25 protein-coding genes are annotated in these 26,048 nt (G+C 67.0%); 15 read left to right on the top strand and 10 right to left on the bottom strand.

Features of this window, described 5'->3' with window-relative positions:
* Positions 1 to 790: 790 nt before the first annotated feature.
* Complete coding sequence (locus K368_RS0107555) at positions 791 to 2,938, top strand: EAL domain-containing protein (protein WP_245259532.1); 2,148 nt, start codon at positions 791 to 793, stop codon at positions 2,936 to 2,938.
* A 7-nt stretch (positions 2,939 to 2,945) separates the two neighbouring features.
* On the opposite strand, the gene K368_RS0107550 is transcribed toward K368_RS0107555, so the two are convergent.
* The 3 genes from K368_RS0107550 to K368_RS0107540 all read right to left on the bottom strand — a co-directional run bounded on the left by K368_RS0107550 (position 2,946) and on the right by K368_RS0107540 (position 4,893).
* Entirely contained in the window at positions 2,946 to 3,290 is a 345-nt protein-coding gene (locus tag K368_RS0107550; RefSeq protein WP_027171847.1) for a hypothetical protein, read from the bottom strand.
* 208 nt (positions 3,291 to 3,498) lie between these two features.
* The gene (locus tag K368_RS0107545) at positions 3,499 to 4,176 is read right to left on the bottom strand and encodes a transglutaminase-like cysteine peptidase (RefSeq protein WP_027171846.1); all 678 of its coding nucleotides are present in this window, start codon (positions 4,174 to 4,176) and stop codon (positions 3,499 to 3,501) included.
* Between the two features lie 318 nt (positions 4,177 to 4,494).
* Positions 4,495 to 4,893 (bottom strand): DUF3775 domain-containing protein, encoded by a 399-nt coding sequence (locus tag K368_RS0107540; RefSeq protein ID WP_027171845.1) that lies wholly within the window; start codon positions 4,891 to 4,893, stop codon positions 4,495 to 4,497.
* Positions 4,894 to 5,016: 123 nt separating this feature from the next.
* Between K368_RS0107540 and K368_RS0107535 the strand changes: the two genes are divergently transcribed.
* From K368_RS0107535 to K368_RS0107525, 3 genes are all read left to right on the top strand, one after another.
* Positions 5,017 to 5,769 (top strand): DUF429 domain-containing protein, encoded by a 753-nt coding sequence (locus tag K368_RS0107535; RefSeq protein ID WP_027171844.1) that lies wholly within the window; start codon positions 5,017 to 5,019, stop codon positions 5,767 to 5,769.
* A gap of 9 nt (positions 5,770 to 5,778) precedes the next feature.
* Positions 5,779 to 6,339 (top strand): NUDIX domain-containing protein, encoded by a 561-nt coding sequence (locus K368_RS0107530; RefSeq protein ID WP_245259531.1) that lies wholly within the window; start codon positions 5,779 to 5,781, stop codon positions 6,337 to 6,339.
* Between the two features lie 144 nt (positions 6,340 to 6,483).
* Positions 6,484 to 7,155 (top strand): carbonic anhydrase, encoded by a 672-nt coding sequence (locus K368_RS0107525; protein WP_036266063.1) that lies wholly within the window; start codon positions 6,484 to 6,486, stop codon positions 7,153 to 7,155.
* A gap of 157 nt (positions 7,156 to 7,312) precedes the next feature.
* On the opposite strand, the gene K368_RS0107520 is transcribed toward K368_RS0107525, so the two are convergent.
* Positions 7,313 to 8,014, bottom strand: coding sequence for a DUF4142 domain-containing protein (locus K368_RS0107520; protein WP_027171841.1), 702 nt, complete (start codon positions 8,012 to 8,014; stop codon positions 7,313 to 7,315).
* Positions 8,015 to 8,373: 359 nt separating this feature from the next.
* Here K368_RS0107520 and K368_RS0107515 point away from each other — a divergent pair, with 359 nt between their 5' ends.
* The 9 genes from K368_RS0107515 (at position 8,374) to K368_RS0107475 (ending at position 17,543) form a co-directional block, all read left to right on the top strand.
* On the top strand, positions 8,374 to 9,234 hold the full coding sequence (locus tag K368_RS0107515; RefSeq protein ID WP_027171840.1) for a universal stress protein: 861 nt from the start codon (positions 8,374 to 8,376) through the stop codon (positions 9,232 to 9,234).
* A 143-nt stretch (positions 9,235 to 9,377) separates the two neighbouring features.
* Positions 9,378 to 9,983 carry a hypothetical protein gene (locus K368_RS0107510; protein WP_027171839.1) on the top strand — a complete coding sequence of 202 codons (606 nt, stop codon included), beginning with the start codon at positions 9,378 to 9,380 and terminating at the stop codon, positions 9,981 to 9,983.
* A gap of 115 nt (positions 9,984 to 10,098) precedes the next feature.
* Positions 10,099 to 10,698 (top strand): hypothetical protein, encoded by a 600-nt coding sequence (locus K368_RS0107505; RefSeq protein WP_027171838.1) that lies wholly within the window; start codon positions 10,099 to 10,101, stop codon positions 10,696 to 10,698.
* A gap of 89 nt (positions 10,699 to 10,787) precedes the next feature.
* Complete coding sequence (locus K368_RS0107500; RefSeq protein WP_051439807.1) at positions 10,788 to 11,435, top strand: cytochrome b/b6 domain-containing protein; 648 nt, start codon at positions 10,788 to 10,790, stop codon at positions 11,433 to 11,435.
* Positions 11,432 to 12,211, top strand: a complete 780-nt coding sequence (locus tag K368_RS0107495) for a molybdopterin-dependent oxidoreductase (protein WP_027171836.1) — start codon at positions 11,432 to 11,434, stop codon at positions 12,209 to 12,211. The genes K368_RS0107500 and K368_RS0107495 overlap by 4 nt, the downstream gene beginning before the upstream one ends.
* Before the next feature lie 489 nt (positions 12,212 to 12,700).
* Positions 12,701 to 12,892, top strand: a complete 192-nt coding sequence (locus K368_RS0107490; protein WP_018045405.1) for a hypothetical protein — start codon at positions 12,701 to 12,703, stop codon at positions 12,890 to 12,892.
* A gap of 67 nt (positions 12,893 to 12,959) precedes the next feature.
* Positions 12,960 to 13,826, top strand: a complete 867-nt coding sequence (gene cysE / locus K368_RS0107485) for a serine O-acetyltransferase (protein WP_051439806.1) — start codon at positions 12,960 to 12,962, stop codon at positions 13,824 to 13,826.
* A gap of 350 nt (positions 13,827 to 14,176) precedes the next feature.
* The gene (locus tag K368_RS0107480; protein WP_027171834.1) at positions 14,177 to 15,568 is read left to right on the top strand and encodes a family 2B encapsulin nanocompartment shell protein; all 1,392 of its coding nucleotides are present in this window, start codon (positions 14,177 to 14,179) and stop codon (positions 15,566 to 15,568) included.
* Entirely contained in the window at positions 15,555 to 17,543 is a 1,989-nt protein-coding gene (locus K368_RS0107475; RefSeq protein WP_027171833.1) for a family 2A encapsulin nanocompartment cargo protein cysteine desulfurase, read from the top strand. Before K368_RS0107480 ends, K368_RS0107475 begins: the two co-directional genes overlap by 14 nt.
* A gap of 75 nt (positions 17,544 to 17,618) precedes the next feature.
* Here K368_RS0107475 and K368_RS0107470 read toward each other — a convergent pair whose 3' ends face one another.
* The 5 genes from K368_RS0107470 to K368_RS0107450 form a co-directional block, all read right to left on the bottom strand.
* A complete protein-coding gene (locus tag K368_RS0107470; RefSeq protein ID WP_027171832.1) occupies positions 17,619 to 18,047 on the bottom strand; it encodes a DUF6691 family protein in 429 nt (142 codons plus the stop codon).
* Positions 18,047 to 18,463, bottom strand: coding sequence for a YeeE/YedE thiosulfate transporter family protein (locus tag K368_RS0107465; protein ID WP_027171831.1), 417 nt, complete (start codon positions 18,461 to 18,463; stop codon positions 18,047 to 18,049). The genes K368_RS0107470 and K368_RS0107465 overlap by 1 nt, the downstream gene beginning before the upstream one ends.
* A 212-nt stretch (positions 18,464 to 18,675) precedes the next feature.
* Positions 18,676 to 19,077 (bottom strand): RidA family protein, encoded by a 402-nt coding sequence (locus K368_RS0107460; protein ID WP_027171830.1) that lies wholly within the window; start codon positions 19,075 to 19,077, stop codon positions 18,676 to 18,678.
* Positions 19,078 to 19,192: 115 nt separating this feature from the next.
* A complete protein-coding gene (locus K368_RS0107455; RefSeq protein WP_027171829.1) occupies positions 19,193 to 19,576 on the bottom strand; it encodes a nuclear transport factor 2 family protein in 384 nt (127 codons plus the stop codon).
* 104 nt (positions 19,577 to 19,680) lie between these two features.
* On the bottom strand, positions 19,681 to 22,683 hold the full coding sequence (locus K368_RS0107450; RefSeq protein ID WP_027171828.1) for an FAD-binding and (Fe-S)-binding domain-containing protein: 3,003 nt from the start codon (positions 22,681 to 22,683) through the stop codon (positions 19,681 to 19,683).
* Between the two features lie 126 nt (positions 22,684 to 22,809).
* Between K368_RS0107450 and K368_RS0107445 the strand changes: the two genes are divergently transcribed.
* Positions 22,810 to 23,856, top strand: coding sequence for a threonine aldolase family protein (locus K368_RS0107445; RefSeq protein WP_027171827.1), 1,047 nt, complete (start codon positions 22,810 to 22,812; stop codon positions 23,854 to 23,856).
* A 7-nt stretch (positions 23,857 to 23,863) separates the two neighbouring features.
* Here the strand turns inward: K368_RS0107445 and K368_RS0107440 are convergent, their stop codons facing one another.
* On the bottom strand, positions 23,864 to 24,625 hold the full coding sequence (locus tag K368_RS0107440) for a GntR family transcriptional regulator (RefSeq protein WP_027171826.1): 762 nt from the start codon (positions 24,623 to 24,625) through the stop codon (positions 23,864 to 23,866).
* A 159-nt stretch (positions 24,626 to 24,784) separates the two neighbouring features.
* Between K368_RS0107440 and K368_RS0107435 the strand changes: the two genes are divergently transcribed.
* A complete protein-coding gene (locus K368_RS0107435) occupies positions 24,785 to 25,960 on the top strand; it encodes an aminotransferase class V-fold PLP-dependent enzyme (RefSeq protein ID WP_027171825.1) in 1,176 nt (391 codons plus the stop codon).
* Positions 25,961 to 26,048: the final 88 nt, after the last annotated feature.

The raw sequence follows: 26,048 nt of genomic DNA, 5'->3' as shown, positions 1-26,048 counted from the left end.
GCACCGGCCGCCCGGCGATACCGCCGCCCCCCTCCCGTTTCAAGCTCTCGACGCGCAGGAAGACCGATCCGGGGCTAGCCCTCGGGGGCCGCCCAGATCTCGTGCAGACCGGTCCGGTCCCGGAACCAGAACACCCGCCGGAAAGGATCCGCGCCAGATTCCGGATAGGACGACGCTAGTCTCCGGGCGAGTAAGACCGCCTCGCTTCGGGTCTGGATGGCATGGGCCAGGGTCTTCCAAGAATTTTCGCGGCCGTCTCCGATCTTCCTTACGTAGATCGAATGCACCATGATTGCCCTCCGCCGGATCGAAATCTGATGGAACGATAGATATACATCAAGCCACCATCCAAGTTTTGGTTTGCGGTGATTTTCTCGGATGGTTAAGAGATTTTAATAGAATTTGGGGTATTTGATTGATCCCTCGCACAGCATTGCCCGGGATGCCCCCTGGTCTGAAAAACGACGCAGATGGCCAATGTCGCGTCAAGTCGGTCCATGGGCGGAACCGGGGCCGGATCTGATGTTTGATGTATCGCTTACGATCTCCTAGTGAGATTTCACAATATCCGTCAGGGAAGCGGACCCGTCCTCTCGATGACGGCCGATCGTCCTGCTTCGTACCATGGAAGCGATATCCGAAACGCACCGCGAACATCGATACGTCCAAACCCTGCCGGCACGGTCTGTTAGCATTTGACAGAGTATCCTAAGTGAAACCGCTCATGCTCGGTGCCGATTTCATGCTTCCTCCACCATCGGCACCCGCCGGAACCGACGACAGCCCTGCCATGATGGAAGACGCCGAGCGTCTGGCTGCCTTGCGCTCCTGCCGCATGATCGGTGCCGCCCCGGATGCCGGCCTCGAGCGCATCGTCGCGGTGACGGCGGCGAGCCTCGGAATGCCGATGGCCTGGGTCTCCCTCATCGACGATGAGGTCTCCTGGCTGGTGGCCCGGATCGGCGTCGATCTTCACCGCCTGCCACGACATGGCCTGCCCTGCGAACGAGTCCTCGCGCAATCCGGGATCGTGGTCGTCAACACGGACGACGACGGCCTTCTCTACCCCGATCTGCCGGGCGTCCGGTTTCATGCCGGTGCGCCCCTGATCACGGCCGAGGGGCATTGCATCGGATCGCTCTGCCTCCTCGACACGAAGCCGCGCGACGGTTTCGGCGACGCCGAGCGGTCGAAGCTCGCCGCTTTCGCCGACCTCGTCATGGACCGGCTGGAGATGCGCCGGGTGCAATTGGCCAACACAGCGGCGATCGGCTTCGCCCAGGCTGCAGAATATGCCCTGCTCGTGGTGGACGGTACAGGAACCATCACCTTCTGCAATCCCTCGGCCGAGGCCCTGTTCGGCTATGGCGCGGGCGACATGATCGGCCGGCCCATCGAGATCATCATTCCAGAGCCGCTCCGCGCCGCCCACAAGGCGGGGCTGCGCCGGATCGCCTCCGGGGGGGCGTCACACTTGGCCGGCCGCACCATCGAGTTGACGGCCCTGCACCGCGACGGCGGCACGTTCCCGATCGAATTCTCGATGTCGATCTGGCAGGCTTCCGGCGGGATCGGGATGGGCGCCGTCATCCGCGACATCAGCGAGTGGCGTGCCCGCGACGCCAAGCTGGTGCAGCTGGCCCACCACGACAAGCTGACCGGCCTCACCAACCGCGCACTCTTCGACGAGCGCCTGGACGCGAGCCTCGCGACGAACCGGTACGCCACGGTGATGCTGCTCGATCTCGACGGCTTCAAGGAGGTCAACGACAGTCTGGGACACGCCGTCGGAGACGTGCTGCTCCAGGCCGTGGCGGTGCGCCTGTCGTCCTGCGTCACGTCCCAGATCACGGTGGCGCGTTTCGGTGGGGACGAGTTCGCGCTGCTCATGCCGGACCGGGGCAACCCCCTCGATGCGGGTGCCCTGGCCGCGAAGATCCTGGAGGCATTCCAAACTCCGTTCCCGGTGGCAGGGCACGTCTTCCATGTCGGTCTCAGCATAGGCGCGGCGATTGGCGGGCCGGGAACCGTCCGGGACGAGTTGATCGCCGATGCGGATCTGGCCCTCTATCAGGCCAAGCGTGACGGGCGGCGGTGCTTCCGCCTGTTCGAACAATCCATGCGCAATGCGGTCGTCGCCCGGCGGACGCTCCACGACGAGTTGACCCGAGCGGTGGAGCACGGAGAACTGGTACTGCACTACCAGCCGCAGGTCGAACTGGGTTCGGGACAGGTCATCGGTGCCGAAGCCCTGCTGCGGTGGCAGCACCCCACCCGCGGCCTGCTGTTGCCGGCCGCCTTCATCGACGCCCTCGAAGCCCATCCCCTCGCCGCCTCCATCGGCCGATGGATCGTCGACGATGCCTGCCGGCAATCCGCACTCTGGCGCGCCCTCGGACTTCCGCCCCTGCGGGTCGCCGTGAACCTGTTCGGGGCTCATCTCAGGACGGGGCGGCTGGCCCGTGAGGTGATCGACGCCCTGGAACGCCACGCGGTGCCGCCGAGCCTGCTCGAAATCGAGGTGACGGAGCGGATCGCCCTTCAGACCGACGACTCCCTGCTGGAGCCGTTGCGCGAGCTCCACCGGCACGACGTCTCTATCGCCTTCGACGATTTCGGCACCGGCTACGCGTCGCTGAGTTCGCTCAAGCGTTTCCCGCTGACGCGCCTGAAGATCGACCGCGGCTTCGTGCGCGACATCCTCACCGATCGGCACGACGCGGAGATCGTTCGGGCCGTGCTCGGCATGGCCCAGAGCTTCGGCCTCGATGTCATCGCCGAGGGAATCGAGACGGTCGAACAGGACACAATGCTACGCATGATGGGCTGCCGCGAAGGCCAGGGCTACCTCTACGGCCGAGCCATGACCGCCGAGGCGCTGGCCGCCCTGGTTACGGGCGGGCAGCTCGAAGGCAGGCGGGGGCCGAAAGCGGCGTGACGGGCCGTCAGAGCGGGCGCGTGCCGCTCGCCTTGCTCAGAAGCCAACCCTTGGCGCGCTGGATCAGGGCCGGACGAACCCTCGATACGTCCTCGTCGTCCACCAGGGGAGAGGTGGAGAGGGCGGCGAGATAGGCCGCTTCGCTGGAGCGGCAAGATTTCACGGCCGACTCGACGGCCAGTGTCCGGCTCGTCACCAGTGCCTGCAGATCGAAATTCCGATGCAGGCATCCGCGCCACGACGCGTGCAGGGCACCGACGTCGGAATCCCGGGCCGAGGCGGGGGCCATCCAGCACAGGGGTACGATGGCGGCCAGCAGCAAGGTTGCGGGCAAGCGGTTCAGTGTCGTCATGGCGAGGGATTCCCGAACCCGGCAACCGTCGCCCGCACGCGCTTAACAAGTCGCTAATGCATCGCCTTTGATGCGATTTCCCTCCGGGACACCGCATCCCGCTCCGGAGCAGGTTCGCATTGGCGAGCCGAGGCTTCACCTCGCTTGGGCCTTTGACGTGTTGCGAGTTTCAACACGCAAAATCGGTGACTACTTTTAGTGAACCTGCTTAGCGGTTGGCGGTGGTCACCGGCGACGTGGCACGGCCGAGTGATACCCAGGCCATGGCGTTCTGGCTCTCGCGTTTGATGAAGGTGTAGCCGGTCTGGCGCCAGGGCAGCACGCTGTTGGTCTTGTTGTCGAGGATGAGGTCGCCCCGGTCGGTGATCAGGGTGAGGACGGCATGGCCCTCCCCCTTCTCATCGATGACCACGGTCATCCGCATGGCCCGGCGTGGCAGTCCGGCCTCGGCGAGGAGCTTGCGCTTCAGAAGCTGAAAGTCCTCGCAATCGCCGGCACCGGATTCGGCCAGATCCCAGCGGTCGGCCATGCCGAGCTGCTCCATGTCGGTGACCGCCCGGATGGACTTGTTCACGCGGCGGTTCACCGAGACGATGGTGTTCCAGATACCGGGCGTCAGGCTGATCGCGGCGGGCTCTGAGATAGTCACCGCGCATTCGGCGGCATAGGTCTCGCAGAAGGTAACCCAGGCGCTGATCGGGCGGGCGGCGCCCGTGGTGGAGATGGTGCTGGCCACGCTGGGGAGGGAGGCCAGCGTCTGAGCAGAGGCGAGGTTCGGGAGGGTGGCTAAGGACACGACCGCCAACCCGGAAATCAGGCCCACACCACCGATGGTGCGCTTGAGGGCGTGCACCGCTTTGTGGAACTTCGAAATCGCGATCCGCATGGCCGCCGCTCGTCCCGTTAATCTCTTGTTAACGAACGTCTCACGGCCACGCTGGAACGGCAATCGCCAGGTTAATAAAAGGTTAACGCTGTGGATTTCGAGGCATCGTACCGGAATCGGGCCATCGTTGCCCCGGCGCCACGCTGGCTGCGTCGCCCCCTGCCAGTCGGTGACGGGGTGCGGCGTCGGAAGACAGTCTCACGACCAGACGACGATACGCAGAGAGCTCATCGTCATCTGCCCAAGCGACGGCGCGGCGGCGGGCGTCCGCGAAACACGCTGATCCCGACTATCGGTCGCGATCAGCGCTGCTTGGTCTTATGCCTCCGAGACGTCCTGGCTGATTCCGAGGGCGGCGAGCCCTTCGTCGAGGAGATCGCCTGCATCGGGCGAGCCCATGATCTCGTGCAGGGCCCCCTCGCCCACCGCCTCGCGTTCGCGGGCGAAGCGCACGGCCTCGCCCCATTCCTCCGCCTCCATGTCGCCGCGCCCGACATAGAGGAGGGCGAGGAGGTTGGCCCGCTCGTCGTCGTTGAGGCCGGAAATCATCGAGCGGACTTCCGATTCCGTGGCATCGTCGGTGCCGGACGTGAGCACGTCGGTGGAGCCGTCATCGATCGGGTTGGAGCCTGAATCGGGGTCGGTGGCACCTTCCTTCACGTCGAGCGCTCTGACCCGGAGGATGATCTCGGTGACCTTGTCGACGGCGATATCCATGGAACGGTCCTGTGATGCGTACCGCCGGCGGCGGCGTTACCGGGTGCGACGAGACGGCCCTCGAAGCCGGCCGTCCTTGAGCAACATCAACCCGCCAGAGCCGTCGCGGTTCGCGGGGCTGGCATGACGCGCTGGATTGCCGGACTCGACGGCTGCCGCGGCGCCTGGGCCGGAGCCCTCCTCGACCTCGACGATCCTGGGCGATACCGCGCTGCTCGCTTTGCCCGCGTCTCCGATATCCTGGACGGGCCGGAGGCCCCGGTCTGCATTGGGATCGACGTCCCGATCGGCCTGCCCGACCGCGTCGAGGGCGGCGGCCGGGTCGCCGACCGCGCAGCCAGGGCCTATCTCGCGGGCGGGCGATCCAGCGTCTTCCCGGTGCCGCCACGGGCAGCGGTCCATGCCGGCAGCTACGAGGAGGCCAAGGCGCTCTCCCGCGCCGCCAGTGTCCCTCCCTTCGCGCCCTCGATCCAGTGCTGGAACATCACCCGCTACATCCGCGAGGTAGACGACCTGCTCCTGGCGCGGCCGCCACTGCGCGAGCGGGTTCACGAGGTTCACCCGGAAGTGGCGTTCCGCCGCCTCAACGGCGACCGTCCGCTGGCATCGGCCAAGAAGGGGCCGGGGCGTCGGGAAGGGCTGGAGGAGCGTCGCGCGCTCCTGCGAAGGGCCGGTCTACCCGCGATGCTGGTGGACGCGGGCAGACCGGCGGGCGTGGGGGCCGATGATCACCTCGACGCCCTCGCCGCCCTGGTCGTCGCCCGCGACATCGTCCTCGGACGTGCCATCCCGATGCCCGACCCGCCGGGACGCGACCGCCATGGCCTGCCCGTGGTGATTTGGGCGCCTGCTGGCGAGGGTCCGATTCCCTGTTAAACTGTCGGCATGAATCTTACCTCCGCGACCCCGCCCCCCGAACGCGAGTCCTGCCAAGGCTCCGGCGCGCCTCCTTTGCGCCATGTCGCCCGTGCCCTGGTCTTCGACCCGCAGGACCGGCTGCTCCTGATCGCCTACGAGGCGCAACGCCCCATCGATCCGTCGAAGCCGGAGGATCGGACTTTCTGGTTCATGCCGGGTGGAGGGCTGGAGCCCGGCGAAAGCCACGCGCAAGCCTGCCTTCGGGAACTCGGCGAGGAAATCGGGGTTTTCGATGCCGAGATCGGGCCACAAGTCGCTGCCTGCGATGGTCCATTCTTTCTGTTCCCGAAGCCGCGTGATGCCCGCGAACGCTATTTCGTCGTGCGTCTGCCCAGCGACGAGGTCGATACCAGCCGCCTCGCCGAGACCGAAGACAGCACGGTCCTCGGCACACGCTGGTGGACGCTCCACGAGTTGGACGCCAGCGGCGAGCGGATCGAACCCGCGGGTCTCGCTCGCCTGGCCAGACGCATAGCGTCGGGCGAGCGGCCCGAGCCGCCCGTCACCCTGGCCTGGCATCAGGTGTGAACCCGCACTGGGCTACCGGCTCGATACTGGGCCACATAGGGCCTTGGAACCAGATACGGCAGAGGTCTTGCCAGTCGAGGCCGAATGTCGAGAACCGGGTTGCCACGGCAACCCCCAACAACAACGCTCAAGGAAGGCAAACGCATGTTTCCAGAAAAGCTGACCTCAGGATACCGGTCGTTTCTCGATGGACGCTTGTCCGATGAGGCCAAGCGCTACGCCGCCCTGGCAAAGGGGCAGAGCCCGGAAGTCTTGCTGATCGGCTGCTGTGACAGCCGCGTTTCGCCGGAAGTGATCTTCGATACCGGACCAGGCGAACTCTTCATCATCCGCAACGTGGCCAATCTCGTGCCCCCGTTCGAGGAGGGCGGCGAGTACCATGGCACGTCGGCGGCCATCGAGTTCGCCGTCCAGGCCCTCGAGGTGAAGCACATCGTCGTTCTTGGTCACGCCACCTGCGGCGGCATCAAGGCCTACGCCAACCCGCCGGGCCCGCTCTCGACCAGCGACTTCATCGGCAAGTGGGTGTCCCTGGTGAAAGGCGCTGAGGAGAAGCTCAAGGTTCAGAAGGGACCGGACCACCTGACGCGCCTCGAGTATGCCACCGTCGCGCAGAGCCTCGAGAACCTGATGACGTTCCCATTCGTCCGCGAGCGCGTCGCCGATGGCCGCTTGGCGCTCCACGGCGCGCATTTTGGCATCGCCCATGGCGAACTTCTCCTGCGCAATCCCGAGACGGGGGATTTCGAGCCCGCCGTCGATGGCGGCGGAAAGGCGATGACCCCGGCCTCCCTGATGCACAGCAGCGAAGTCTGAACCGACCGCCCAGTCCCCCGCATTCAACCGGATGCGGGGTGCTCGCTGCACGGAACCATGAGAGACGCGAAAAAAAACGCCGGGCCTCACCAGCCCGGCGTTTCTTGTGTTCATGAACTCCGTCGCCGCCCCATGGAGCGCCGGCAGGCTCCGACCCCTAACGGGCGCCGGGAAGGCGCTGTGCCATCTGGTAGTGCTGCTGGAGCACCGGCAGAGCCTGCTCGGCATGGGCGCGCAGGGCCGGGTTCGTGCCGGTCTGGGCATAGGACTGGTACATGCCGATGGCCGCCTCGTGCGACCGCACCTGGATCTGGCCGTAGAGACGGTCGAAGCGCGGGCCGGCCGGGGCGGCGGCGAGCTCGGAGAGCATGGCCTGCTGCTGCGGATCGACCGGGACCATGGTGGTGCCGGCGGTGGTGTCGACATCGCCGTTGAGGGCCTGGCTGCCGGCGGCGGCGCCACGGCTCGCGCCGCTGCCGATCCCCTCGACGGCACCGACCGGGCCGCCGCTCAGCGTACCGGCGACAACACCGGTCGCAGCACCCGTGGCCGCACCCACCGCGCCACCAGCAATCGCCAGGGGGGCGCCGATCAGGCCGCCGGGACCGCCGTTGCCGGCATACGTCCGCTCGCCGCCGGCCAGGGCCACGTTCGCGGCGCGGTGGTCACGCACGGCGTCACGGGCGAAGCTGATCACCTGCGGGTTGCGGCTCTTCGACAGCGCGATCTGGCTCGACTGGACCTCGAACGCATTGGCCTGCATCGCCTGAAGACGGAAATCGCCGGACATGGTCTGCGCGGCGGCGGGGGTCGCCATGACGACGGCAATGGCGGACAGCGCAACGTACTTATTCATGATTCTGACCTCTGGATATGATCTTGAAAACGCAAGGGCGGCGGACCGGACCACATCTCTGTGGATCGGCGTATCCAACAACGCCACGTTTGCCGGACAACGACAGCCCCTCCATTGGGTTCCCGCCAAATGTCGTTGTAACGTGAGACATTCTACTGAGATGGGCACGGGCTTGTAGCCAAGCTTCACCTGTCTTTTTAGCCTCACCAGCCTGCCAATGGCGCAGATCGGCGACGCATGCGCGACGCGGTTGCCGAACGCCGTAGAAAAGCGTGGGTTGACGACGAGCCGGAGTTTTCCGGAACGCGAAACCGCACTAGCCTGCCCATCGGCGGCGATGGCGTGGATGGAGGTTCCCGGCGATGAAGACCCTGCTCGTTCCGGTGGCGCTCCACGACGCGCTGCCCTCCGTCTTCGCGACCACGCTCCTGGTGGGTCGCCGCTTCGGCAGCCTGATCGAGGGCGTCTCCCTGCGCCCGGCCCTCGCCGAATACGTTCCGGTGGACATGGTCGGCGGCATGACATGGCTGCGCGACGAGGAGGCCGACAAGGCCGAGGCCGAGGATGCCGGCCGGCGCTTCGTCGACTTCCTCGTCGGCGCCGGCATTCCCGCCGCCACAGAAGGGCCATGCACCCCCGAATTCGTGGCCGCCGCCGGAACCCGCTACCGCTGGCGGCCGGACGTACCGGCGGGCGACGCCTTCCTCGGACATTACGCCCGCCTGTTCACCGCCACCGTGGTGGGCCGCCCCGGCTCCGGCGACGGCGCCCCGCGCATGACCACGTTCGAGACGGCCCTGTTCGAGAGCGGCCGGCCCATCCTGCTGGCGCCCCCCACGCCTCCGACGAGCCTCGGCGAGGCGATCCTCATCGCCTGGAACGGATCGAGCGAGACCGCGCGGGCGGTGGCCTTCGCCATGCCCTTCCTGCGCAAGGCCTCGCGCATCCGCGTCGTCAGCGCGGAGGGCGGCATGGTGCCGGGGCCGAGCGCGGAGGATCTGGCGAGGGCGCTCGCCTGCGAAGGCATCTTCGCGGACCACAAGGCCTTCACCGAAGGCCGGCGCACGCCCGGCGAGGTCTTCCTGAACGAGGCGCAGGATTTCGGCTGCGACCTGCTAATCAAGGGAGCCTATACACAGAGTCGTTTGCGCCAGATGATCTTCGGCGGCGCCACCAGCCACGTGCTGGCCCATGCCACCATGCCGATGCTGATGGCACACTGATCGTTCCACGATAGCGCACAATTGATTTGTGCGCATACGAACCTGATGCCACATCGCGCGTTGTCCGAGCGCTTCCCGCCGTGCAGGCGGAAGCGTCCGGCGAGGGTCCCGACAGCCGGGATCGCTCTAGCGCAAGGCATTTCATGACACGACGGATCCTCACGGCCGCCACCCTGTGCGTCGGCCTGTTCTCCAGTCTGCCCGTCCTGGCCGATTCCCCACTGGTCCGCGTGCGCGGAACGATCGAATCCGTCGCCGGCGATCACGTCACGATCAAGCCCCGCATCGGTCAGGCCGTCTCGGTCAAGTTCGCCGATGCGATGAGGGTGGCCGCCGCCAGCAAGGCCGAGATCGGCGACATCAAGCCGGACAGCTACGTCGGCACCGCCGCGACGCCCCAGGCCGACGGCACCCTGAAGGCCCTCGAAGTCGCCGTCTTCGCCCCGAGCATGCGCGGCACAGGCGACGGCCATTATCCGTGGGATCTTGAGAAGGAGAACACGATGACGAACGGCGCCGTCGGCGCCCTCACCGGCACCACCGGGCGCACGATCACCGTGACCTACAAGGGTGGCGAGAAGACCATCACGGTCCCCGAAGACGTGCCGATCGTCTCCCTCAACCCCTCCGACCGATCCGCTATCAAGGTCGGCGCCCGCGTGGTGGCGATCACCAAGCCGGATGCCGCCGGCACGATGGTCGCCGACCGGATGATCGTCGGCGAGAACGGCACCGTCCCGCCGATGTAGCCAGAGTCTTTGCGCGAACACGCCATTCCGGGGCGGCGGCGCAGCCCCGGCATTGAGGGCGGATGTCGTGAATCCGCCCCGACCATAACGACGCCGAACCATCGAGGAACCGCCAATGCTGAAGTCCTTCCTGACGACGCTCACCCTTACCCTCGCGATCACGGCCACCGCCGCCCAGGCCGACGACATCACGCGCTATCGCGGCACCATCGAGAAGGTTGACGGCACGGCCGTGACGATCAAGCCGCGCGTGGGCGAGGCGCTGACTGTGAGCCTCGCCTCCGACGTGAAAGTGCTGGCGGCCTCCACCGGCAAGCTCACCGACATCAAGCCCGACAGCTACATCGGCACCGCGGCGATCCCGCAGCCGGACGGATCGCAGAAGGCGCTGCAGGTCACCGTCTTCGCCTCGTCCCTGCGCGGTACGGCCGACGGGCACTACCCGTGGGACCTCGGCTCCAACTCGACGATGACCAACGGCGCCATCGGCACCATTTCCGGCACCGAGGGGCGGACCCTTCTGGTCAAGTATCAGGGCGGCGAGAAGAAGGTGAACGTGCCGGAAGACGTGCCGGTGACCCTGGTCGATCCGGGCGACAAGTCCGTCGTCGTTGACGGCGCGAAGGTCGTCGCTTTCACCAAGAAGGGTGCCGACGGCAAGCCCAGCGCGGTGATCCTCATCGTCGGCCGCAACGGCACCGTCCCGTCGATGTAATTCTCATACCACCCTCCCCCCCTTTTGCGGGGGAGGGGCACGGCGTGGCGGCAACGGCCCGAGATACGTTTCGACAAGGTAGACCCCGGATGACCGTCCCCCAAAGCATCCCCTCCCGCGTCACCGTGATTCACCCGCTCGTCGTGCGCGTGACCCATTGGATCAACGCGGTGGCGGTGTTCTGCATGCTGTTCAGCGGCTGGGCGATCTACAACGCCTCGCCGTTCTTCCCTTTCGTCTTCCCGAAATGGGCGACCCTCGGCGGCTGGCTCGGCGGGGCCCTCGCTTGGCACTTCGCCGCCATGTGGCTGTTCGCGCTGAACGGCCTCGCCTACGTCCTCTACGGCCTGTTCGCCCGCCATTTCGCCAAGTCGTTCCTGCCTCTGAGCCCGAGGGCGTTCTGGCGCGATGCCAGCGATGCCGTAAGGCTACGCCTCACCCATCGGATCGGCGAGTACAACGCCGTACAGCGGGTCGCCTATCTGGTGGCCTTCCTCCTCGGAATCCTGCTGGTCGCCTCCGGCCTCGCCCTGTGGAAACCGGTTCAGCTTCAAGGGCTCGCGGCCCTGTTCGGCGGCTATGAATGGGCGCGCCGCGTGCATTTCCTCGCCATGTCCGGCATCGTCGGCTTCATCCTGCTCCATCTGGCCCTGGTCGTCCTGGTCCCGCGCACCCTCGTGGCGATGGTGACCGGCCGCGCCCGCATTCCCGTCGACCCCGTGGAGACGCGCTCATGAGCCGTGACGTGACCGAGGCGAAACGCCTGCGCGACCTTCGCCGGGAGATCCAGCCGGAATTGGTGAAGCTGGAGCGCCGCATGTTCCTGCGCTCGGGCCTGTCCCTCGGCGCCCTGTCGCTGCTCTCGGGCTGCGACCTCTCCACCGGCACCAACGGCACCCTGATCGACCGGACGCTGTGGGCGATGTCGCGTGCCAACGACCGAGTCCAGGCCTGGCTGTTCGACCCGAACAAGCTGGCGCCGACCTATCCGGCGAGCATGATCGACACGCCGTTCCGGTTCAACGCCTACTACCCGCCGGACAACATCCCCGAGATCGACGAGGCGAACTGGAAGCTCGACGTCTCCGGCCTCGTCGCCGACAAGACGCCCTGGACCCTGCAGAAGCTGCGCGCCCTGCCGCAGGAAAGTCAGATCACCCGCCACATCTGCATCGAGGGTTGGAGCCAGATCGGCCAATGGAGCGGTGTGCCGCTGAAAGCCTTCCTGGAGCGGGTCGGTGCCGACCTCACTGCCAAATATGTCGGGTTCAAATGCGCAGACCGCTATTACGGCAGCCTCGACATGCCGAGTGCCCTCCACCCTCAGACGGTGCTGGCTCTGGATTTCGGCGGCAGCGCCCTGCCCCTCGAATACGGCTACCCCCTCCGGGTGCGCGTGCCGACGAAGCTCGGCTTCAAGAGCCCCAAGCACATCGTCTCGGTCTTCGTGACCAACGATTATCCCGGCGGCTACTGGGAAGACCAGGGCTACAACTGGTTCAGCGGCATCTGACCGACGCCACGCTGCGGAAAGGCCGGTCTTTAAGGCCAGCTGCCGAGAATCGCCTTCGAAGAACAAGCCTGCTCCTCGCGCCGGCCCCAAGGGAAGGATCTTTCGGTAAGCACTTGGTCTTTGAAAATCACTCTCGTTGACCCGAACGAGCCAAGATATGCACAATACAGGGAGACCAACTAACTACCCCCCGCCTGCGCCATGCCTCCCGAGACAGGTTTGTCCGCTGGCAATGCTTGGATTGAAAATCCGTGTCACCACGCCCTGGACCGTTACCCGCCGACGAGATCATTGGCCCGGCGCCTACGGAGTGCACGCCGTGCCTCGCGCGAATGCCGATACTCGACGCACGCTCGTAGCCTGGAACCAAATAACAGCAGCGAACCCGTGAGAAGCACAATTCGAAGCATGTGAAGCCCTGACCGGCAAAGACCGTCAGGCGCTCGGACGATCCCCATCATTGGAAAACGACACCCGGAGGAGGGAACGATGGTTCTCGGAGATCAGGTCGTGTTCGCGAGACTCGATGTCGCCGAGGCGCTCGGCATCTGGCGTCACGCCACGGGACGTATCGTCGACATCGTATCCGGCCCCGATGGGGCCGAGGCGGTGAATGTCCAGTTCGAGGGTCACGGCCTGCTCGTAGGCTACATCGCGACGCTGTTCCAACGCATCGGCTGAGGGTGCGGCCTGCGGGGGGTAAAATGCAGGCTCGCGCGAGCCAGGCGCGAGGAGTGAAAGACAGACCATGACAGCGGGCAGCCTGGCGACGCGCAGCGTTCCGACCAACATCCTCCGCCCGCCCCTGCGCAGCGTCAGCCAGACCACCGTCGAAGCCGACCTGTGGCGCGCCATGCGCGCGGAGGCCGAAGCCGCGCTGATCGAAGAGCCGCTCTATGCCGGCATCATCCAGGCCACGGTCTTGGATCAGCCGAGCCTGGTTCATGCCCTCGCCTACCGCCTCGCCCATCGCCTCGGCGACGGCGACCTCTCGCGCTTGTCCACCCGCGACCTCTGCCTCTCCGCTTTCCAGGCGGATCCGCATGCGGGCGATCATGCGGTGCGCGACATCGTCGCCATCCGCGAGCGCGACCCGACCTGCCGCCGCTATCTCGATCCCTTCCTGTTCTACAAGGGACTGGCCTCCCTGGAGGGCTACCGGGTGGCTCATTGGCTCTGGCACCAAGGCCGCGCCACCCTGGCGCTCCACATCCAGAGCCGGATTTCTGAGGTCTTCGGGGCCGATATCCATCCCGCCGCGCGAATCGGCTCGGGCGTGTTCATCGATCACGCCACCGGCGTCGTCATTGGAGAGACCACGGTGATCGCCGACGATGTCTCCATCCTGCAATCGGTGACCCTTGGGGGCAACGGCAAGGAGAGCGGCGACCGCCATCCGAAGATCGAACGCGGTGTCCTTCTCAGCGTCGGCGCCAAGGTGCTCGGCAACATCCGGGTCGGCGAGGGTGCGAAGGTCGCTGCCGCCGCCGTGGTGCTGCACGACGTGCCTGCCCACACCACCGTCGCAGGCGTGCCGGCCCGCGTCGTGTCGCGCATCAGCCCTACCGAAGACCCCGCCCTCAGCATGGACCAGTTTTTCGGTGACGGCATTTAGGGACGATTTTTTAACTCTTCTTCCCCTGTCCATCCGTACAGGCGAGATAAATCATCTCCTATATAATCGTATTATAGAATTAAATTAGCTTAGGTGGAGTAGAATAGAATATACATTCTATAAAGACCATGACTTATAGAACAGAATTTCATTGACCAACTTTAAGATCGAGCGTTAGAAACAACCCGTCCCCGCAATGATGCTTTGTCTGAGGCAGCGGGGGCCGATCAAGATCAGCCCAAGATTATCCATCGAGCGAGAGCGGACGCGCGACAGGCGCGGCTTCGATGCGGCACGCGCCGCGTCACGGCCGGCCGACGCCTCCTGCCGCAATACGGAGACGAACACCCATGAGTGGACCCGGTCTGAGCGTGAGCGCCTCGGCGGCACGCAATCTCGCAACGGCGACCGTCACGTCGGTCCAGAACGCGGCCAACACCCCGCGCTGGTTCCATCGCCTGCTGCCCTTCGTCGACGTCGCCGGCGGCGTCTACCGGGTCAACCGCCGCGCGGTCGTGCTGGCCAAACCCGGCCGGATCGAGCTCGCCAACGATGGCGGCACCCGCACGGTGCGCCCGGCCTCCCTGCGCAGCGTCCCGCTGTTCAGCCGCCTCGGCGACAACGAGCTGTCGGCCCTCGCATCCAAGTTCACCGTCTCCCAGCACAAGGCGGGCGAGATCATCGCCGAGGAGGGCTCCACCGGCCGCAGCCTCACCGTCGTGGCCGAGGGCACCGTCGAGCTGACCCTGTCCGGTCCGTTCAAAAACCGCCTGCGCCAGGGTCTCGCCACCGGCGGCGACTATTTCGGGGATAGCGACCTCGTGAACGAGAACGCCCCCGCCCCCGCCGTGAAGGCGCTCTCGGCGGTGACGCTGCTCACCCTCGACCGCGCCGCCATCGAGGACGAGGGTATCCGCTCGCGCATCTCCCAGTTCGTAGAAGAGCGTGACCGCCTCAAGGGCCACACCAACAGCGAGGGCGAGCAGGGCATCGAGCTTCTGGCGGTCCATACCGGCGAGCCGCGCCTGCCCACGACCTATGTCGATTACGAGGTCGACCCTCGCGAGTACCACCTCTCCACGATCCAGACGATCCTGCACACCCACACCCGCGTGACCGATCTCTACTCCAACGAGATCGACCAGCTTCGCGAGCAGATCCGCCTCACGGTCGATGCCGTGAAGGAGCGGGAAGAGTGGGAGCTGTTCAACAATTCCGAGTTCGGCCTCCTCCACGAAGTCAGCCAGCGCCAGCGCATCCCCACCCGTGGTGGACCGCCCACCCCGGACGACCTCGACGAGCTCCTGACCCTGGTCTGGAAGAAGCCCGCGTTCTTCGTGGCCCATCCCCGCGCCATCGCGGCCTTCGGCCGTGAAGCCACCCGCCGTGGCGTGCCGCCGGTGGTGATCCACTTGTTCGGCTCGCCCTTCCTCACCTGGCGCGGCGTGCCGATCGTGCCGAGCGACAAGCTGCCCATCGATATCGATCCGGTGACCGGCGCCCAGACCACCTCGATCCTCCTGCTCCGCGTCGGCGAAGGCGAACAGGGCGTGGTCGGCCTGCAGAAGTCCGGCGTCACCGGCGAGATCGAGACCGGCCTGTCGGTGCGCTACATGGGCACCAACGACCATTCCATCGCCTCGCACCTCGTGACCCGCTACTTCTCGGCCGCGGTGCTGGTGGAAGACGCCATCGCACGCCTCGATAACGTGCTGCTGGGCAACTACCATGACTACGCCTAACGCGCCGGGCCTCCCCACGGGGTTGTTCGGCGACACGGCGCATGCGGATCTCGTCGGGCGCTTCGCCCGCGAGATCTACGGCCAGGGTCAGGCAGCAAGCGCGCCCCTGACCCCCAACCTGCCGTCGACGCCGCAAGCGCCGCAGGCCCTGGAGAACATTCCCCAGGGCTTCGGCCACCCCCTCGCCCCCAAGGCGGATTTCGGCACGCCGTCGATCCCCTCGGGCGCCGCGCCGTCGGGTCTTCAGCCCGACGCCTCGGCGCAGGGCGCCCGCTCGTTCGGAGCGCCTCCGGTCGGCCTTCCCGGCCTCACCGGTCCGGGCTTCGCGCAGCCCTCGGCGTTTCCCTCGGTCCATCCCGAGGCGCAGGCTCCCCGTGGGGGCCTGCCCGAGTTCTTCGTGCCGAGCGTCGCCGATGTCGCCGCCTTCCTCCCCGGCGGCCACGATCTCCACGCCACGAGCGCCAAGGACCACCCGCGCGCCAATGCCTTCGCGCATGGGTTCGCGCCGTCGCTGGTTTCGGAAGCGCCCGGCCATAAGGGTAAGGACGCGTCGCAGGAGACCGTCTCCCGCACCGGCCGCACTGCTCCCGACGCAGTCCGCAAGGTGGAGATCGCCGACGAGCCGTTCTCGTCGGGCGAATACTACTTCCTGACCGACCGCAGCCGGACGGGCAACGCCGCGCCCGCCCTGTCGACTCGCCACGAGCCGGGCCCCGGCCACGCGCCCCATGTCTCGTCGCAGGGCTCCAGCCCGGTGGCGGCACCCTTCGACGTGGAGCGCGTGCGCAAGGACTTCCCGGCGCTGCACCAGAGCATCAACGGGCATCCGCTGGTCTGGCTCGACAACGCGGCCACCACCCACAAGCCGCAGAGCGTCATCGATGCGACGAGCGAGTTCTACGCCCGCCACAACTCGAACATCCACCGGGCCGCGCATACCCTGGCGGCGCGTTCGACGGACCTGTTCGAGGGCGGTCGCGAAAAGGTGCGTCGCTTCCTCAACGCCCCGTCGAAGGACGACATCGTCTTCCTGCGCGGCACAACGGAAGCCATCAACCTCGTAGCCAATTCCTATGGCCGCGCGAATGTCGGTCCTGGCGACGAGATCATCGTGAGCCAGATCGAGCACCACGCCAACATCGTGCCCTGGCAGCTCCTGACCCAGGCCACGGGGGCGACCCTGCGGGTGATCCCGGTCAACGACCGGGGCGAGATCATCTTCGAGCAGTTCGCCGCCCTGCTCTCGGGCCGCACCAAGATCGTGTCGGTGACCCATGTCGCCAACGCGCTCGGCACCATCAACCCGGTGACCGAGATCATCGCGCTCAGCCATGCCTATGGCGTGCCGGTGCTGGTAGATGCGGCCCAATCCTCGCCGCACATCCCCCTCGACGTGCAGGCGCTGGATGCCGACTTCCTCGTCTTCTCCGGCCACAAGGTGTTCGGCCCCACCGGGATCGGCGCCCTCTACGGCAAGAAGCACCTGCTGGAGGCGATGCCCCCCTGGCAGGGCGGCGGCCACATGATCGAGGACGTCACCTTCGCAAAGACCGTCTACAAGGGCGCGCCGGAGAAGTTCGAGGCCGGCACGCCCGACATCGCCGGCGCCGTGGGACTGGGGGCGGCCCTCGACTACCTAGAGAGCGTCGGACTGCCCGGCATCGCGGCCTATGAGCACGACCTGCTCGAATACGCGCAAGGAGGGCTCGCCGACGTGAAGGGCCTGCGCCTCATCGGCACGGCGCGGCAGAAGGCCAGCGTCATGTCCTTCGTCATCGACGGACACGACAACGAGGCGGTGGCCAAGCATCTCGACGCCCGCGGCATCGCCGTGCGCTCGGGCCACCATTGCGCCCTGCCGGCCCTGCGCCGCTTCGGCGTCGATCAGTCGGTGCGCGCCTCGCTGGCCTTCTACAACACCCGCGCGGACGTGGACGTCTTCCTCAAGGCGCTGCACGCCCTGCCGCGCCGGTAGCGCAAAGGCCCGAAAACGCGAAGCTCCACCACACGGCCCGGTCGGTTCTCCGACCGGGCCGTGTGCGTTCGCGTCTCACTTGCTGGATGCCGCTGCGGTGACGCGGTGGAGCAGCATGCCGACCACCATCGCCGCCACGAACCCGATCACTTGCGGCAGGCCCAGCGTCAGCCCCGCCAGCGCCGGGCCAGGGCAGAGGCCGACGAGGCCCCAACCGATGCCGAACAGGGCGCCCCCCCCGATCAGGCTCGCCGTGATGGGACGGTTGTGAGGAATCTCGAAGCGCTGCGCGAGCACGGGCTTTCGCATCCGCGAAACGGCAACATAGCCAAGCGCCGAGACGCCCACGGCGCCGCCCAGCACGAAGGCGAGGCTCGGATCCCAGGCCCCGGCCACGTCGAGGAAACCGAGCACACGCGCCGGGTCCATCATGCCCGACAGCGCCAAGCCGAATCCGAACAAGAGGCCGGCGAGCAACCCCACCGAGGAACGCAAGGTTTCCATCACCATCCTCCATGGCGGACGAGGAACACCGTCGCCGCGGCGGTGGCCATGAAGGTCGCTACGGCCGCGATTGAGCGAGGCGACAGCCGGGCGAGACCACAGACGCCGTGGCCGCTGGTGCATCCCCCGCCGAGGCGCGTCCCGTAGCCAACGAGGAGGCCGCCGAGAACGACAAGGATCCACGGCGCGTCGAGTTGCACCACGGGCCATGCGCCGAAGGCGAGGCAATACAGGACCGGGCCGAGGAGCAGGCCGGCGAGGAAGGCCCAGCGCCACGGCGTATCTCGGCTCAGCGGAAGCATCGCCCCGGCGGCGATGCCGCTGATCCCGGCGATGCGGCCGTTGAGGATGAGGAGCAGTGCGGCGGAGGTGCCGATCAGGACGCCCCCGGCAAGGGCCGACAGGTAGACGGTCATTCGGCGACTCCGGCCCCGCCGTATGGGGCCACTTAGAGCTGGTTTTGTCGTGACAGACAGAAGCGACCGGCCGCGACGAAGACGTTGCCACGAACTGGAAAAGGCAACGCGGTAGCAGGCCGCCCTTTCGTCGAGACGTCGAACGCCCGAGCGTCGCTGTCAATGCGAGTTATCCTGTCACCATGTCCCGCCGCAAAGCTTGCCGGGATGGCTCAAGCGATGATGGCGGTGACGCGGATCTCGATGCGCATGTCCGGCAGCCCCAGCGCGGCGACAGCCAGCTGGGTCCAGATGGGAGCGTGGTCGGGCATGTACCGGCGATAAAGCGTGGCCATCGTCGCGTTGACCTCCCGGGGGAAGCCGCCGACATGGTAGGAATTGACGTGAACGACGTCGCTCCAACCGGCACCGGCGGTCTCCAGCGTCCGTTCGACATTATGAAACGCCTGGGTGATCTCGTCCTCGAGCCTCGGTGGAATCCGCAGATCGTCGTCCCACCCACCCTGGCCGGAGGTTTCGATCCGGTCGCCGATCCTAACGGCCTGCGAATAATGCAAGGCCTGCCGCAGTCGCTCGCCGTAGCCGGGAGTGACGAAGAACACAGGCTTTGTCATCGCGAGTCCTTCTTGATCACCCTTCGGGTATCGCATCGTGTCACGCTCGACGTAAGTCCAAAGATGCGGGGCTGCAGTCCATCGGTGGGGCCGGGAACGCGGGCGATCCCCCGCATCAGAACATCCCGTTCGGATTGGCCGACGAGTCGGGCAGGATCTGCAGCACGTCCCAGTGCTCGACGATTCTGCCGCCGTCATCGAGCCGAAAGATATCCATGGCCGCGTAATCATGGTTGCCCGGCCAGTGCTGCCAACAATGCAGCACGACAAGATTACCCTCGGCGACCGCCCGCTTCACCTCCACCCGCTTGCCCGGCCATTCGCGCGCCATGCGCTCGAAATAGGCGATGAAGCCGTCCTTGCCATTTGCCACATGCGGATTGTGCTGGATGTAGTCGTCACCGGCATAACGCTCGATGGCCTCGCGCGGCCGGCACTCGTCGAACATCAACCGATAGAAGGCGATCACAGTCGCTTTGTTCTGCTCGAGGTCGGTCATGTTGTCCCCTGAGCGAGGCGGATTCCACTCGAGAAAGGCGGCCCGCCTTTCTCGATACCATCCATCACGTCCTTACAACCATGACCAGCCGCCCGGCCCGGCCGTCAGTGACGTTCGGCCGGACGCGCCATCGCTGCGTCCAGCACCCGCGCCACGTGGAGCGCTTCGAGCCCGAGGCCGTCATGGATCTGGTGGCGGCAGCTGGTGCCGTCGGCCACGACGAGATCGTCCGGGCCGGCCTTGCGCAGGGCCGGGAACAGCGAGAGCTCAGCCATGGCGAGCGACACGTCGATGGTCTCGGCGCCGTAGCCGAAGACGCCCGCCATGCCGCAGCAGCTCGACTCGATGACCCGCACGTCGAGGCCCGGCACTGCGCGCAGCACCGTCTCTACCGCGCCCATGGCGGCGAAGGCCTTCTGGTGGCAATGGCCGTGTAGGTGGGCGACGCGCCCGCCCTGATCCGCCAGCGGCAGGGCGATCCGCCCGGCATCGAGATCGACGGCGAGCAGTTCCTCGAACAGCAGGCTCGCCTTGCTCAGCTCCCCCGCCTCAGGGCCGGGGAGCAGGGACGCGAACTCGTCGCGGAAGGTGAGGAGGCAGGAGGGTTCGAGCCCGACGATCCGGGCACCGGCCCGAATGAAGGGCAGCAGCGCGGTGAGCGTGCGGCTTGCCTCCTCGCGGGCCCGGTCGGTCTGGCCGGACGCGAGATAGGTGCGGCCGCAGCAGAGGGGGCGCCGTCCGCGAGGGGGCAGGACCCTGTGCAGGCGGTAGCCGGCGGCGATCAGCACGCGCTCGGCCGCCTCCAGGTTCTCCCGCTCGAAGGCGCGGTTGAACGTGTCGCCGAACAAAACGACGTCGCGAAAATCCCCGGTCACGTCGGCGGGATGGGCCGGCTCGCCCTGCTCGGCCCAGGGTCTGCGCCAGCGCGGCAGGGTGCGCCGCGCCGAGAGTCCTGCGACCCGCTCCGACAGCCTCGCCAAGGCGGGCACCCGGTCGCGCAGGTTCAGGAGCGGCGCCAGCCAGGCGGCGGTGCCGGCATAGAGCGGCAGCGCCGCCACCAGCCGCTCCTTCAGGGGCAAGCCGTGGCGGGCGTGATAATGGTGCAGGAACTCGACCTTCATCTTCGCCATGTCGATGCCGGTGGGGCATTCGCGGCGGCAGGCCTTGCACGAGACGCAGAGATCCAGGGTCCGCTTCATCTCGCGGCTGGTGAAGGCGTCGGCGCCGAGCTGGCCGGAGATCGCGAGCCGCAGGGAGTTCGCCCGGCCACGCGTGAGGTGTTGTTCCTCCTTCGTGGCGCGATAGGACGGGCACATCGCGCCGCCCGCGAGCTTCCGGCAGGTTCCATTGTTGTTGCACATCTCGACGGCGCCGCCGAAACCGCCCCATTCGGACCAGTCGAGGGCGGTCTTCTGCGGCTGGCTCACCGCGTAGCCCGGCTGGAACCGCATCAGCGAGCGGTCGTCCATCCGCAGCGGCCGGACGATCTTGCCGGGATTGAGCCGGTTCTGCGGGTCGAACCCGTCCTTCACCATCTCGAAGGCGCGGGTCAGGCGCTCCCCGAACATCGGCGCGATGTATTCCGAGCGCGAGATGCCGTCGCCATGCTCGCCCGAATACGAGCCCTTGAAGCGGCGGACCTGCTCGCTCGCGGCCTCCGCGATGGCCCGCATCTTGGCGACGTCCCCACCCTGCTTCATGTCGAGGATCGGGCGCACATGCAGGCAACCGACGGAGGCATGGGCGTACCAGGTGCCGCGCGTGCCGTGGCGGGTGAACACCTCCGTCACCGCGTCGGTGTAATCGGCGAGATGCTCCAGCGGCACCGCGCAATCCTCGATGAAGGAGACGGGCTTCGCGTCGCCCTTCATCGACATCATGATGTTGAGGCAGGCCTCGCGCACCTCCCATACCGATTTCTGTCGGATCGGCTCCGGCACCTCCACCACGGCGTCCACATGGCCGTTATCGGCCATGCAGGCGTCGAGACGCCTAAGGTCGGCCAGAAGCGCATCGCGGTCGTCGCCGGCGAATTCCACCAGCAGCAGGCAGTTCGGCAGGCCGCGTGTGATGTCGGCCAGCGTCGCCCGGAACAGCGGGATGTCGGCTCCGAGCACGAGCACGTTGTTGTCCACGAGCTCCACCGCCACGGGATCGAGGTCGACGATGGCCTTCGTCGTCTCCATGGCGGACCGGAACGAGGGGAAGTGGCAGACGCCCATGACCCGATGCGCCGGCAGGCGCGACAACTTCAGGGTGACGCTGGTGGTGGCCGCCAGCGTGCCCTCCGAGCCGACGAGGAGATGGGCGAGGTTCGGCCGCGCTTCGATCAGCGCATCGAGATTGTAGCCGCCGACCCGGCGTTGCACCCGAGGGTACATTCGCAGGATCTCGTCGCGCTCGGATTCGGCCAGAGCCCGCATGGCGGCGGCGAGGTCGTCCGCCCGTCGGGAGCCGGTGACGCCCGTCGCCGCGTTCCCTGTGAGGCCGAAGCCGAAGGGCTCGCCGTCGTGGAACAGCGCCTCCATCCCGAGCACGTTGTCGCTCATCTTGCCGAAGCGCAGGGAGCGCGCGCCGCAGGAATTGTTGCCGGCCATGCCGCCGATGGTGCAGCGGGTGGCGGTGGAGGGCTCCACGGGGAAGAACCAGCCATCGGCCTTCACCCGCGTGTTCAACCGCTCCAGCACCATGCCGGGCTCGACGGTGATCGTTCCGGCCTCAGGGTCGTAGGCGACGATCCCGTTGAAATGGCGCGAGCAATCGACCACGAGGCCGCGCCCGATGGGCTGGCCGTTCTGCGAAGTGCCGCCACCGCGCAGGATCACCGGCACGTCGTGCTCGGCGGCGATCTTCAGGGTTGCGGCGATGTCGGCGGCGCTGCGGGGCAGGACCACGCCCGCCGGCATGATCTGGTAGATCGACGCGTCGTTAGCATAGCGACCCCGGGTGAAGGCGTCGAACCTTACCTCGCCGCTCAAGGCCTCGGCGAGGCGGCGCGGCAGGCCGGCCCCCTGGCGGTTGGCGGCGCGCGGACTGATCGGCCCCGGCCCGGCGACGGGCGACGGGGCGGGATTCGGGCCGGTGGCAGGCTCAGCCGTGGCGGTCATGATCCATCGTCCTCGTGGGGGTGCCGTGCGCCGGCTTCAAAGCGATGCGGGTTCCGGTAGGGTGGCGGGATCGCCCCGACCGGCTAGAATGGCCCGAACGGATTGCATGCAAAACAGGGCCGGCAGATGATCGATTTGTATAGCGATACGCAGACGCGGCCCACAGCCGCCATGCGCGAGGCCATGGCCCGTGCGGAGGTCGGCGACGAGCAATCCGATTCCGATCCGACGACCCTGGCTTTGTGCGAGCGTGTCGCCGCCCTCCTCGGCATGGAAGCCAGCGTGTTCATGCCCTCGGGGACGATGTGCAACCTCGTCTCGATCCTGGTCCAGACCCGGCCCGGCGACGAGATCGTGGTCGACGACCAGTCCCATATCTACAATACCGAAGCCGCCGGCTCGGCGGCCATCGGCGGCGTCTCGGTGAAGGCCCTGCCCACCCCGGCCGGCCTCTATACGCCCGAGGCGTTCGAGGCGGCGATCCGCCCGCCCGCCCGCACGGCGCCACGCTCGGCCCTGGTCTCGGTGGAGCAGACCACGAGCTTTTCGGGCGGCTCGGTCTGGCCGCTCACGGACATGCGCCGCATCCGGGATCTCGCCCATGACAAGGGCATGAAAGCGCATATCGACGGGGCGCGCCTCCTCAACGCCGTGGCCGCCACCGACATCTCCGCCAGGGATTATGCCAAGGGCTTCGACAGCGCCTGGATCGACCTGAGCAAGGGACTCGGCTGCCCGGTGGGCGCGGTCCTGTGCGGCTCGAGGCACTTCATCACCGATGCATGGCGGTGGAAATACCGGCTCGGTGGCGCCATGCGCCAGTCGGGAATCCTGGCCGCCGCGGGCCTCTACGCCCTCGATCACCATGTGGACCAGCTGGAACTCGACAACGCCAATGCCGGCGAGCTGAAAGCCCGCATCACCGGTGCGCCCGGCCTCACCATCGCGCCCGATGCCGCCCAGTCCAACATCCTGTGCTTCTCGGTGGAGCCGCTGGGCGTCACCGCGACCACCTTCGCCGAGGCCTGTCTCGCCGAGGGTGTGCGTATCCGCGCTATCGGCGCGCATCAGATCCGCGCGACCACCCATCTCGACGTCGATCGGGCCGGCATCCTGACCGCGGCGGACGTGATCCGGGCACAGGCCGACCAGTTTCACGACGCCCGCCGCTGAGCCGCCGTCACGATGCAACGCCGGCGGCGGCGTCAGGCGGACACGCGGTCTCCCGCCCCGCCGCCGCCCGGCGCTTGTTGCGCAGATGCCCGAACAGGATGTCGCTGAGCTCGGTGCCGGCGCGCCGACGCAACGCATCGAGGATTTCCTCGTGCTCTCGCATCGCCTCGCCCCATCGGTCGCGGTTCTCGTCGAGATTGGCCGAGTAGCGCACACGGCGCAGGCGCCCGGCGAAATTGGCGTAGCTCGTCCGCAACGGCTCGTTGTCCGCCGCCTGGACGATCCGATCGTGGATCGCCTGGTTGCAGGCGAAGTAGCCGTGCAGGTCGCGTCGCATATAGCAGCCGTACATCTCGTGATGCAGCCGCTCGATCTCGTCATAGGCAGCGGCAGTGATCTTCTCGCAGGCGAGGCGTCCGGCCAGGGCCTCGAGCCCACCCATGACGTCGAACAGGTCCACAAGCTCTTCGGCGCCAAGCTGGCGCACCCGCGCGCCCCGGTTCGGCAGGAGCTCGATCAGCCCCTCCGAGGCCAGAACCTTCAGCGCCTCGCGCAGAGGCGTGCGCGAGATGCCGAAGCGCTCGCACAGGATTCGTTCCGGCACCCGCGCGCCGGCGGCCAGATTGCCCTCGACGATGTAGTCCCGCAGGCGGGCGAGCAGCTCGCCATGAAGGGATTTCGCCAGCGACGGGATCGCGGAAAGACGCGCTTCGTCGCCGGTGACGAGGCCGGTATCGGCCTCCGGTTCAGTGACAGGATCGGGCACCATAATGCGGACTTAGCAGCTGGGAGGGTCAAGGTCGAGGATGGATGTTCGCATAATAATGCTTGCTCTCGCAAAAAATGAATGCAATTTTTCGTCCCGTTGCTTCATGGACGGTTGATCCGGGGCGCAGCTTTCCCTCGACCGGCCATCGCGGAGATCTCGATGACGACACGGACCGGACGCCATTTCCTGCATATTCCGGGCCCCAGCCCGGTGCCCGAGCGCGTCCTGCGCGCCATGGACATGCCGGTGATCGACCATCGCGGCCCCGATTTCGCCGGGCTCGGCAAGGCGGTGCTCGAAGGGGCCCAGGCCATCTTCCAGACCCGCTCTCCGGTGATCATCTATCCGGGCTCCGGCACGGGCGCTTGGGAATCGGCCATCGTCAACACGCTCTCGGCCGGTGACCGGGTGCTGATGTTCGAGACCGGCCATTTCGCGACCTTATGGCGCCAGATGGCAGCGCGCTGGGGCATCGAGGTGGAGTTTGTCCCCGGCGACTGGCGCCACGGGGTCGATCCGGCACAGGTCGAGGCAATCCTTGCAGAGGACCGCGCCAAGTCGTTCAAGGCGGTGATGGTGGTCCATAACGAGACCTCCACCGGCGCCACGAGCCGGATCGCGGAGATCCGCAAGGCCATCGACCGGGCGAACCACCCGGCACTTTTCCTCGTCGATACGATTTCGGGGCTCGGTTCGGCCGAATACGCCCATGACGAATGGGGCGTCGACGTCGCGGTGAGTTGCTCGCAGAAGGGCTTGATGCTGCCGCCGGGCCTCGGTCTCGTCGCCCTGTCCGACAAGGCCCTGGCCGCTGCGAAGACAGCGACGCTGCCCCGTTCCTACTGGGATTGGGAAGACATGCTGAAGCCGAATGCCGGCGGCTACTTCCCCTATACTCCCGCCACGAACCTCCTCTACGGCCTGCGCGAAGCCATCACCATGTTGCGGGAGGAAGGCCTGCCCCAGGTCTTCGCGCGCCACCAACGTCTCGCCGCCGCCACCCGCGCCGCCGTCGAGGGATGGGGCCTCGAGGTTCTGTGCCAGGAACCTTCCGAATACTCGCCCGTGCTCACCGCGGTGGTGATGCCGGAGGGCCATGACGCGGATGCCCTGCGCAACCTGATCCTAGAGAAATATGACCTTTCCCTCGGCACCGGACTCGCCAAGCTGGCGGGCAGAGTCTTCCGCATCGGCCATCTCGGCGAATGCAACGACCTGATGCTGATGGCGGCGCTGTCGGGCGTCGAAATGGGTCTCAAGGCCGGCGGCGTCCCTCACATGCGGGGCGGCGTCCTGGCGGCGATGGACGCCCTGCGGGCCGGTATCGACGATTGAATAGCAGGCCCCCTCCCCACAAGGGGAGGAGAGCCGCGCCGATCACACCATCCGCGCGTGACCCCAACAAACAACCGGCGATCAGACC

This window comes from Methylobacterium sp. 10 (genome assembly GCF_000519085.1).
Classification (GTDB): domain Bacteria; phylum Pseudomonadota; class Alphaproteobacteria; order Rhizobiales; family Beijerinckiaceae; genus Methylobacterium.
Note: the sequence above shows the minus strand (reverse complement) of the source record. Positions and strands in the feature narration are given on the sequence as shown.